The sequence below is a fragment of the Collinsella aerofaciens ATCC 25986 genome, from assembly GCF_964239575.1.
GTDB classification, from domain to species: Bacteria; Actinomycetota; Coriobacteriia; order Coriobacteriales; family Coriobacteriaceae; genus Collinsella; species Collinsella aerofaciens_BQ.
The window spans coordinates 23,029-32,708 of record NZ_CAXSQQ010000021.1; the positions used below are offsets into that span (position 1 = coordinate 23,029).

At 62.8% G+C, this 9,680-nt stretch carries 9 protein-coding genes; 6 read left to right on the forward strand and 3 right to left on the reverse strand.

Features of this window, described 5'->3' with window-relative positions:
• Positions 1-21 precede the first annotated feature (21 nt).
• Positions 22-192: a hypothetical protein gene (locus tag ACESUZ_RS08290; protein ID WP_368145472.1), complete on the forward strand. Its 171-nt coding sequence runs from the start codon at positions 22-24 to the stop codon at positions 190-192.
• 24 nt (positions 193-216) lie between these two features.
• Here ACESUZ_RS08290 and ACESUZ_RS08295 read toward each other — a convergent pair whose 3' ends face one another.
• Together ACESUZ_RS08295 and ACESUZ_RS08300 are read right to left on the reverse strand one after the other, a co-directional pair.
• Positions 217-1,320 (reverse strand): RsmB/NOP family class I SAM-dependent RNA methyltransferase, encoded by a 1,104-nt coding sequence (locus ACESUZ_RS08295; RefSeq protein ID WP_373199540.1) that lies wholly within the window; start codon positions 1,318-1,320, stop codon positions 217-219.
• Positions 1,321-1,471: 151 nt separating this feature from the next.
• On the reverse strand, positions 1,472-3,622 hold the full coding sequence (locus ACESUZ_RS08300) for a class I tRNA ligase family protein (RefSeq protein WP_373199541.1): 2,151 nt from the start codon (positions 3,620-3,622) through the stop codon (positions 1,472-1,474).
• Positions 3,623-3,754: 132 nt separating this feature from the next.
• Between ACESUZ_RS08300 and ACESUZ_RS08305 the strand changes: the two genes are divergently transcribed.
• The 3 genes from ACESUZ_RS08305 (at position 3,755) to queA (ending at position 6,189) form a co-directional block, all read left to right on the forward strand.
• Complete coding sequence (locus ACESUZ_RS08305; RefSeq protein WP_373199543.1) at positions 3,755-4,321, forward strand: DUF3267 domain-containing protein; 567 nt, start codon at positions 3,755-3,757, stop codon at positions 4,319-4,321.
• A 10-nt stretch (positions 4,322-4,331) separates the two neighbouring features.
• Positions 4,332-4,907 (forward strand): epoxyqueuosine reductase QueH, encoded by a 576-nt coding sequence (locus ACESUZ_RS08310; protein ID WP_373199545.1) that lies wholly within the window; start codon positions 4,332-4,334, stop codon positions 4,905-4,907.
• Positions 4,908-4,977: 70 nt separating this feature from the next.
• On the forward strand, positions 4,978-6,189 hold the full coding sequence (queA, locus tag ACESUZ_RS08315) for a tRNA preQ1(34) S-adenosylmethionine ribosyltransferase-isomerase QueA (protein ID WP_138375229.1): 1,212 nt from the start codon (positions 4,978-4,980) through the stop codon (positions 6,187-6,189).
• Positions 6,190-6,556: 367 nt separating this feature from the next.
• Here the strand turns inward: queA and ACESUZ_RS08320 are convergent, their stop codons facing one another.
• On the reverse strand, positions 6,557-8,368 hold the full coding sequence (locus ACESUZ_RS08320; protein WP_195568798.1) for a coiled-coil domain-containing protein: 1,812 nt from the start codon (positions 8,366-8,368) through the stop codon (positions 6,557-6,559).
• Between the two features lie 294 nt (positions 8,369-8,662).
• Here ACESUZ_RS08320 and ACESUZ_RS08325 point away from each other — a divergent pair, with 294 nt between their 5' ends.
• Positions 8,663-9,463 carry an SDR family NAD(P)-dependent oxidoreductase gene (locus tag ACESUZ_RS08325; protein ID WP_006235414.1) on the forward strand — a complete coding sequence of 267 codons (801 nt, stop codon included), beginning with the start codon at positions 8,663-8,665 and terminating at the stop codon, positions 9,461-9,463.
• A gap of 33 nt (positions 9,464-9,496) precedes the next feature.
• Positions 9,497-9,680, forward strand: a 184-nt coding sequence (locus ACESUZ_RS08330; protein ID WP_373199547.1) for a hypothetical protein, incomplete at its 3' end; no start/stop codon positions are given.

A 9,680-nucleotide genomic window follows, 5' to 3' on the forward strand; every position in this document is an offset into this window, starting at 1 on the left:
TTAAAAGAGAGGTGACGCGGTATGGATTTCACAGCAATGTTGGGCTCGATTGGCCTGTGTGTGGGCGCAATCGTTGCCGCCGCGGTCATCTACTTTGTGGTTACGGCCATTAAAGGCAAAAGAGTCGAGCGTAAGGAACGCGAGGCACTTAAGCAGCACCGTGACCAGCAGGACAAGCGCGCACGGAGATAGTTTGTTGAGTTTTGAATCCGTGCGCTAGCTGCGTTTTCGGATCAGGGCGATATAGAAGCCCTCAAAGTCGCGGCTGGGCGGAATGGTCAGCGTGCCGGGCATACCGTTGGCGACGGACGAGACGTGGCCGGCGGCGATGGCCTCGGTGAGGGCGTTGCTCTCGACGCGCGGCTCTTCGCCAGCTTCCTGAGCACGGCGCGTTTCACTTTCGCTCGGCGTGCCGTCGAGGGGGATAAGCTCGCAGTCCATGTGCTTGTCGAGGGCCTCTTGCAGGGCGTCCTCGTTTTCCTGCGGCCAGATCGAACAAGTCGAATAGACGAGCGTGCCGCCCGGTTTGAGGGCTCCCATGGCGCGGTCCAGAAGCGCGCGCTGCGAGCGGGCGCACTTGCCGAGCAACTGCTCGGTCAGGCCGCGCAGACTCTTCTCGTTGCCGCTGATGACGGTGCCCGTGCCGGTGCAGGGAGCGTCGAGCAGGATACGGTCAAAGCGGAAGAACTCGTCGAGCTCGCGTGCGTCGATGCGCATGACGGGCACGTTTTTTGCGCCTTGGCGGTGGAGGTTGGCTTCGAGCTTCTCGGCGCGGGGAATGCTCATCTCGCAGGCGGTGAGGTGTGCCTGGCCCTGGGTGAGGGCGGCGATCTGTGTCGTCTTGCCGCCAGGGGCTGCGCACATGTCCAGGATGTCCTCGCCTTCCTGGGCGCCCAACACCAAAGGCGGCATCATGGACGACAGACTTTGCAAGTAGATCTTGCCGTCGCGGTAGATGTCGAGATCCCACAGATCGGAAACCTGGGCCTCGGGCAGGATAAAGGCGTCTGGGTACCAGGCGACGGGGTTGTGGGCGATGCCGGCGGCACCGAGCGCCGCAGCGATGTCCTCGGCGGTCGCCTTGAGCGTGTTGGTGCGCAGCGTGACCGGGCGTGTGGCCGCGGCGCCGAAGCCCTCGATCATGAGCTCGGCATCGGCGGGCGCATAGGCGCCGGCGACCGTGTCTACCATAAAGCGCGGCAGGTCGGCGGCGCAGGGAAGGGCGGCAAGCTGGTCGGAAAGCTCGGTGGCAGCAAACTGCCTAAGCTTGAGCTCGGGCTTAACCTGCTTTTTCTGCTTACGACGACGCGGCTTGGACATCCGTCTTTCCTTCCCATTCCATTAAAAGTAGTCAATTTGGGACGGGGCTATTTTAGCTGCCCGTCCGTTTCGGCAGGCGTTGCAGTTAAATTTGGGACGGGGTAGCTAAAATAGCCCCGTCCCAAATTGACTACTCTGCCTTGGTGTTGGCTTAGTACTGGCTCTCGTGCTTGCTGAAGAAGTCGAAGCGCGGGGGCAGCGGCTTTACGCGGTGCTCGCCGGGCTTCTCGCCCAGGCTCTCCACAAACTTGTCCGTGGAGGCAAAGATATTATCCCAGCTAAAGAAGGCGACCGGATCGACGTCGAAGTACTCGCAGATGAGCTCGCAGCCGGCCGGGACGATACCGTGCATCAGGACGGTCGCCACGCGCAGCTCGGTAAAGGCGTCGACGAGGGCCTGCGTCATCGCGGTATTGGCCGACTCGCCCTCGAGCTTGTTGGCGGCCTTGGAGGCGTCGCTCCAGCGCTTGTTGGCGGCGCGCAGGTAGTCGTCGCAGACGGCGAGCGCACGGTGCGTCTCGAACTTGTACATGGCCTGCTCAAAGGCAAGGGCAGCCTGCTCGGCGGCCTCGACCACGGCGGCAGAGGCCGCGCCGGCGGGGATGCAGCCGTTGCGGTAGGGGCTCTCGTCGCCCTCCTTGACGGCGACGCCGTAGAAGCAGCTGCGGGCCAGGCGGTTGAACACGCCGGTCAGCAGCGCGCTCTCCTTAAGGGCCGGATCGATGACGCGCTTGTCGTCGCAGGCGTGCACCTCGTTGCCGTCCTTGTCCTTGCCGGTCACGCGGGTGTCGTATGCCTTGGGGCTAAAGCTCACCGGCTTCTCGGACAGGCCGAGCGACAGCCAGTGCGCGCGCATCTGCTCGCAGGTGTAGTGGTTGAGCAGGTCGTCCGCCGGCGGGGGAGGCGTCTGCGAGGACGAGCTTGCCTTTTTGCCCATGTAGAGCAGGTGGTAGCAGGCGCTGACGGTGCTCTGCGTGAGGTTCCAACCCAGGGCCTCCCACATGGCGGTCTGCGCGATGCAATAGAAGTAGATGTTGTCCTGGCCAATGAACTGGTAGATCTGTGCGTCATCCGAGCACCACCAGTCGCGCCAGTCGAGCGAGCTGTGCTGGTAGGTGGGCGCGGGGACCTGCGTGGAATCGGCGGCGGGCTCGCCCATGAGGGCGGCATCCTGGGCGGCGACGCCCTCGGTCACGCCGGCGGCCTTGGCATCGCGTGCGAGCACGGTGCGCGTATAGCTGATGGGAGCCCACAGGCTCTCGGGCCAGCACCAGCAGGTGACGTCGGAGACGCCATCGACCTCGGGCACCGGAACGCCCCAGTCGATGTTGCCGGTGATGCGGAAGGGCACGAGCGCCTTGCCGCTGCGGAAGCGCACGCCGCCGTTGGCGAGCACCGCGTGGGCATCGTCGCGCTCCTTCCAGCTGGGGAAGGTGACGGTAAAGCTGCTCTTGTTGCCCTCGGGCTCCAGCACGGTGTGCTCGGGAAGCTGATCCTCGACGGCATCGAAGGCCTCGCGGAACTTGTTCTGGATGTAGAGCTGGGCCGGCAGCAGCCACTCTTCCATGGTCTTGGAGACCACGGAGCGAACCTGCGGGTTCTGGGCGAGCTTGGCGGTATAGGTTTTCATAAAGTCGAGGTAGGCCGGCAGGTCGAAGTAGAGGTTGTCGACCGGGCGCAGCTCGGGCACCTCGCCGGTGAGCTGGCTCTTGGGCGCGATGAGCTCCTCGGGCTCAAACTGGTGACCCAGGTCGCACTCGTCGGCATAAGCCTTCTCGGACTTGCAGCCCTGGATGGGGCATCGGCCGATCACCTGGCGGCCGTTGAGGAACGTGCCGGCCTTGGCGTCGTAGAACTGCAGCGTGGAGCGCTTGGAGATGGTGCCCTGTTCGTGCAGACGCTCGATAATCTCGGCGGTCACCTCGTTGTGAATCTGCGCAGCCGGCTCAAGGCCCGAGCCGCCGTAGATATCGCAGCTGATGTTGTAGTTGTTGAGGGTCGCGGCCTGGCGGGAGTGATTGGACTCGACATACTCGGCGATGGACTTGTCGTAGCCCTCGTTCTCCTTGAGCTTGCGGTAGCTCTCCATGATGGGCGAGCCATAGCAGTCGGTGCCCGAGGTGAAGATGACGTTCTCGCGGCCCAGACGGTCGCGCAGGAAGCGGGCGAAGAAGTCGGCCGGGACAAAGACGCCACCGACGTGGCCAAAGTGAAGGCCCTTGTTGCCGTAGGGCTCGCCGGCGGTAACGATGGCGCGGCGAGGCCAGCTGGGACGGTCGTTCATGGAGTATTTGGATGCCATGGGACTCCTTCGCATATGGTGAGAGCGCGGCCGGGCGCAAGGCCTGGCGACGCGGTGGTCAATTCGTGCATATCGTTCGACATTATCGCACATGCGGACGGGTACGTGGCAGGGGCGCTATCCTAAGATGCTATGAATGAGATTTCCAACATACATGCGTTTGAGGACGAGGATTTTCTGCACGCCTGCTTTGTGTGGGGGATGGCGGTGCTTGGCGCATTTGCCGTGTGCCTGGTGCCGGTGTTTATGCTGCTGGGCGGGCCCGCGGACCTGGATGCGGCGGATGCGGGCGGTTGGACGGCCGTTTTGGGCTGGATAGTCGGCTTGGCTGCGGTTTCGGCGGCGTCATTTGCCGTGCATGAGTTGGTGCACGGTGTGTTTTTTAAGCTGCTGGCGCCTGCGGGCGCGCAGGTGACCTTTGGGGCAAATCTCGAAACCTGCATGATTTACGCCTGCGCCGAAGGCGTGGTGTATTCGCGCATGCGATACGTGGCGGTTTGCCTGGCGCCGACGGTTGTTGTGACGGCGGCGCTTGCCCTGGGGTTTGCGTTTTCGGGCTATCCGCTGCTGTGCTACCTGGCGGCCGGCTTGCATTTGTCGGGCTGTGTGGGCGACTGGTATTACGTGCGGACCATTTTGCGCGACCGCCGCATTGTCGCCTGCGAGGATACGTCCTTTGGCGTGCGCTTTTTCGGGTGAGGAGATGTCGATGAAGCCGTTGTTGCTGCATGCGTGCTGTGCGCCGTGCTCTCTTGAGCCGGTCCGCCTGCTGCGCGAGGAAGGGTTTGAGCCCACAATCTGCTGGACAAACCCCAATATTCAGCCGCACGATGAATGGCAGCGGCGTTTGGACGAGCTGCGCCGGTGGTGTGCCGATGGCGACATCGAGCTTATCGAGGCGGGGGAGGACCGGGAGCGCTGGGAGGCCGGCGTGGCCCTGCTGGGCGCCGATCGAGCCCGTCGCTGTCGCTCATGCTATGCCCTGCGTCTGGCCGAGGCGTGCCGTGTGGCCCAGGAGCGCGGGTTTGAGTTTGTGGGCACGACGCTCGCCGTCTCGCCGTACCAGTTGTTCGAAACCTGCAATGATGTGTTGGAGCGTCTGGCTGCTGCCCGCGGTCTCACTCCGGTGATTCGCGATTTTCGCACGTATTACCCCGAGGCGACACGTCGTTCGCGCGAGCTGGGCATGTATCGGCAGAACTACTGCGGCTGCCGTTTCTCGGCCGTCGAGGCGGCCATGGACCGCGCCCGCATCCGCGACGAGCGCAAAGCCGCCAAAAAGTAGTTCACTTGGGACGTCAGCCTGCTAGGATGTAGAGCGGACTTTAGCTATATAAGGAGAATCCGACGTGTCTATGCGTACCGATGATTTTGACTATAACCTGCCCGAAGAGCTCATCGCCCAGGCGCCTGCCGAGCCGCGCGACTCCTGCCGCCTGCTGGTGGTGGATCGCAAAGGCTCCGAGACAGGAACGCCGTTAGGGCATGGCGGCACCGTCGAGCACCGCATCTTCCGTGACATCATCGACTATATCGAGCCGGGCGACGTGCTCGTCATCAACCAGACGCGCGTGATGCCGGCCCGTCTTATCGGTCGCAAGACGGGCTCGGGCGGCGTGGTCGAGACGTTGCTGCTCAAGCGCCGCGAGGATGTTGACCCGCTGGGCCATGTTTGGGAGTGCTTGGTCAAGCCGGGTAAGCGCCTGAAGCCCGGTGCTCAGATTGAGTATCGCGCCGGTGGCGCTCATGCGCCCGAGGGGGCTCCCGTGGTGCTGACGGCCGAGGTCGTCGACTTTGTCACCGATAGTCGCGGCGGCCGCCTGGTGCGTTTTGAGCCGGCCGGTTGCAATGCCGCCGGCGAGCCGCGCACGCTTGACGAGGCCATCCATGCTGCCGGTCACGTGCCGCTGCCGCCCTACATTACCGATTACGAGGGCGATCCCGAGAAATATCAGACCGTGTACGCCATGAAGGAGGAGCACTCGGCTGCCGCTCCCACGGCGGGCCTGCATTTTACTCCTGAGCTCATGGCCGCTATCGAGGCCAAGGGTGCCAAGTTTGCCGCCGTCGAGCTCGAGGTGGGCATCGATACCTTCCGCTTGGTGGAGGAGGACGACCCCACGCAGCACGTCATGCACACCGAGCGCTACCACGTGTCGCAGGAGGTTGTCGACGCCGTGCATAAGGCCAAGGCCGAGGGTCATCGTGTGATCGCCGTCGGCACTACCGCGGTGCGCTCGCTCGAGAGCGCGTTTGACACGGACGCGCCGGTGTCCGATCCGGCCGTGACGGCGCGCTATTTTGAAGGCCGCGAGGACGGGGCCGATACGCTTGGCCGCGGTGACATCGTGGTGCGCGAGAACGCCACGACGCAGCTTTACCTCATGCCCGGCTCGACCTATCACGTGGTCGACGCGCTGATCACGAACTTCCATGTGCCGCGCTCCACGCTCATGATGCTCGTGAGCGCGCTTGCCACCCGCGACCAGATCATGGATGCCTACGCCGCTGCCATCGAGGAGCGCTACCGCTTCTTCAGCTTTGGCGACGCGATGCTCATTTGTTAGTTACGCGGTTCTACGAACCGCGTAACTGCTCGACGCTGCGCGGGCCGCATTTGGACAATCTGACGTTCAACTTCAAGGGCGCGACCAGAAGGTCAGCGCCCTTTCGTTTCACGTCACCTTGTCTCAAATGCGACCCGCTCGCTGTCGTTGCCAAAACACCGGCGTTGCCATTGTTGGCACTTGGGGACGTTCCTTTTGTGCCGGCACCTGGGGACAGTCCTTATGTCAAGAGATCGGTGCAAGAGGGATAGGTTGCCTTGCGTCGATCTAAATAAGTTGCGGTGAGATAGTTCTTGAATTGGCCTTTTTGGGGCTAAACAGAAACTTTCTCACCGCAACTGAGTTGAGGCGTTTTTTGGCAGCTGGTTTACTTGCTCGCGAACAGCCAGATCAGGATGATTGCCAGAATCACGGCGACGATGCAGACGATGGCGCCAGTGAATTTGATGCGTGAGTCGCGGGTACGCTCGCGCACCGCGTCCTCGGTGGCCTCGAGCTGGGCGACTTCTTGCTCGGTCTCGGCGTGTTCGGCTTTGTCTCGGGCCAAGGATCCTGCAAGCGACTCAGTGATCTCTGGATGGTCATGCACCTCGGTCGCCTGCTCGATGATCGACTGTGCATGTGCGGCATCTGCTTGGGCGTTGGCGATGCTTTGCTCTTGGTCGCGGCGTGCCTTGTCCTCGGCGGCTATCTTCTCGCGCAGTTCGCGCTGGCGCGTCGTGGCGGCAGTTTTCGCCGTCTGCAGCTCGTCGCGCGCGGCATCGGCCTCAGTCGTCACGGCTTGGTGTGCGCGTTTGGCTTCGGCAATGGGGGCTTGAGCCTGCTCGACGGCCTGCTCGGCTGCGGCAAGCGAGTGCTCAAGGTCGGCGGTGATGCGCGGGACATCTTCTTCGGCTTTTCGCAGGGCATCTGCCGTGTCGGAGATCTGCATCGAGAGCTCGCTGGTGCGCACCGTATAGTTGGCGGGATTTGCCGAGGGATTGCGTTGCAGCTCGGCATACTCATGACGCAGCGTCTCGAGCTGGGCGCGCGTGGCGTCGACGGTTTGTTGTGCGGCCGCAATGCCGGCGTCTCGCTCGGCCTTCACCTTGTCGCGGATGCGCTTGGAATCCTCAAGACGTCGAACGAGGCGGTTGCCGGTCTCGCGAGAGCTTGCCTCGCGGGCCTCCACGGCGTCGAGCGCGGCCTTCAGGCGGAGCTCAGTCGCGTCATCCTCTGTCTTCATTTGTTCGAACTGACCCTTGAGCTCTGTCGCTTTGGCGGCGTGGGCATCACGGTCAATCTCGGCTGCCGCGGCGGCCTTTTGCGCTGTAGCAATCGCTTGGCGCTGGTCGGCGACGATCTGGTCGTAGCGGCCTGCGATATCCTGGCGCGTCTCGAGTTCCTCGGCCTGATCGGCAATGCGCTGCTCAAGTTCGGTCAGGTGGGCGCGGGCATCGGCAAGTGCCTTTTTCGCGGCGTTCATCTCGCGCATGGCCGAGGCGCCCTGGGCGATAAAGGTGCCCACGGCGTTCGCGGTGTTCGAGACAGCGGTCCCCAGATCGCGGCTCGCGGCGGGGGAGTGCGGGGCGGTCGGGCGAGTGGTGTCGGCAGCGTCCGCATCGGCAGTCTGCGGCGCGGCGATATTGCCGGTACCGCCCTCGACCACAGAAAAGCCTGCTGCGTGCGGATCGACCGCATCGGCGCCAATCGTGGGGTGCTCGAGCTGGAGAAACGAGGGCATGGTACTGCCCTGGTCGGCAACCGGAGTCTCGCCGGGCACAAAGGTCGAGGCCGCCTCGGCGGCCTCCTCTTCCTCGGCATCAATATCGGCATCGGCCACGGCGTCTTTCATCGCTTTGACGGCATCCATCATGGAGTCCATGACGGCATCGAGCTCTTCTTCCGAAGACACCTCGATGGGGCCTGCCGCCTGTGGCGCGGGGTCTGTGTCGGGTTCGGCATCGCTCGGCTCCGGCTGCTCGCTTTCGTCATGCTCGACAGTATCGTCTGTGTCTGTTGCTTTATCCGCATCGGCGTGCACATCTGCGGCAGCGTGCACATCTGCGGCAGCGGGCGCATCTGCGGTGGCGGGCGCATCGGTGGAGGCGTCGACGCAGGTAGGAGTATCGCAGTCGTCGACGGCGTCTGCGGAATGATCAATATGCTCTTGAGTCTGGGGGTCCAGCTCGTCTGTCATAGGCATGTGCTCCTCATCGTTGTTTGTCACCCTATGATAAGGTCTCGCGCCGACATCCCGCGCGCCGCAGCAAAGTTTCAAAACGTGTTCGATGGCTCGATCTGATAACAATAACTCGGCCGTTTTATCCAGTTTGTACTTGACAATCCCTTCGCCGAACTACGTGGTGCCGTTCGCCTACCGCGGTCTTTTATTTTTGCTTGAACACGCTAAAGTTACATCTCAGCTTTTGGCGCGTGAAGTTGGATACGCGCAGTCGGCGGGCGTGCCCGTCGCGATTTGAAAGGACTTTGTATGGGACTTTTCACTGGTAAGACCGTGATCGTCACCGGCGGCGGCAAGGCCACGCTTAAGGACGGTTCCGCTGGCTCCATCGGCTACGGCATCGATATCGCATTTGCCAAGGAGGGCGCGAACCTCGTCATCACCGGCCGCAACGTCGCCAAGCTCGAGGCCGCCAAGGAGTCTCTCGAGGCCGAGTACGGTGTCAAGGTTCTGCCTGTTCAGGCCGATGTCTCGGCTGGTCAGGACAACGAGGCCGTCGTCCAGAACGTCATCGACAAGGCCATTGAGGAGTTCGGCCGCATCGACGCCGTCGTCAACAATGCTCAGGCCAGCGCCTCGGGTGTGACCATCGCCGATCACACCATGGATCAGTTTAACCTGGCCATTTACTCCGGTCTGTATGCTACCTATCTGTACATGCAGAAGGCCTATCCGCACCTGAAGGAGACCAAGGGCTCCGTGGTCAACTTTGCCTCGGGCGCCGGCCTGTTTGGCAACTATGGCCAGTGCAGCTATGCTGCCGCCAAGGAGGGCATCCGCGGCCTGACCCGCGTTGCCGCCAACGAGTGGGGCAAGGACGGCATCAACGTCAATATCGTTTGCCCGCTTGCTTGGACCGCTGCGCTCGAGAACTTCCAGGATGCTTACCCCGAGGCTTTCAAGGCCAACGTCCACATGCCGCCGGCAGGCCACTACGGCGACGTCGAGAAGGAGATCGGCCGCGTGGTCGTTCAGCTCTGCGGTCCCGACTTTAAGTACATGAACGGCGAGACCGTCACCCTCGAGGGTGGCATGGGCCAGCGGCCGTAGGGGTTACGCGGTTTTACCAAACCGCGTAACCAGTTGACGCTGCAAACCCGCCAGAGCGGCAATCTGACGTTCAACTTCAAGGGCGCGACCAGAAGGTCAGCGTCCTTTCATTTCACGTCACCTTGCTCGCTTGGGGCCGTTTTCGCTCATATGACCCAATCCGCTGTCAAGAGCCGCAATGGCCCCGCCGACCGCTTGCAATCGGTCGGCGGGGCCT

Excerpts from the sequence above, each read along its gene's own strand:
- ACESUZ_RS08290 (WP_368145472.1), top strand. The coding sequence starts at position 22 with ATGGATTTCACAGCAATGTTGGGCTCGATTGGCCTGTGTGTGGGCGCA.
- ACESUZ_RS08295 (WP_373199540.1), bottom strand. The coding sequence starts at position 1,320 with ATGTCCAAGCCGCGTCGTCGTAAGCAGAAAAAGCAGGTTAAGCCCGAG.
- ACESUZ_RS08300 (WP_373199541.1), bottom strand. The coding sequence starts at position 3,622 with ATGGCATCCAAATACTCCATGAACGACCGTCCCAGCTGGCCTCGCCGC.
- ACESUZ_RS08305 (WP_373199543.1), top strand. The coding sequence starts at position 3,755 with ATGAATGAGATTTCCAACATACATGCGTTTGAGGACGAGGATTTTCTG.
- ACESUZ_RS08310 (WP_373199545.1), top strand. The coding sequence starts at position 4,332 with ATGAAGCCGTTGTTGCTGCATGCGTGCTGTGCGCCGTGCTCTCTTGAG.
- queA (WP_138375229.1), top strand. The coding sequence starts at position 4,978 with ATGCGTACCGATGATTTTGACTATAACCTGCCCGAAGAGCTCATCGCC.
- ACESUZ_RS08320 (WP_195568798.1), bottom strand. The coding sequence starts at position 8,368 with ATGACAGACGAGCTGGACCCCCAGACTCAAGAGCATATTGATCATTCC.
- ACESUZ_RS08325 (WP_006235414.1), top strand. The coding sequence starts at position 8,663 with ATGGGACTTTTCACTGGTAAGACCGTGATCGTCACCGGCGGCGGCAAG.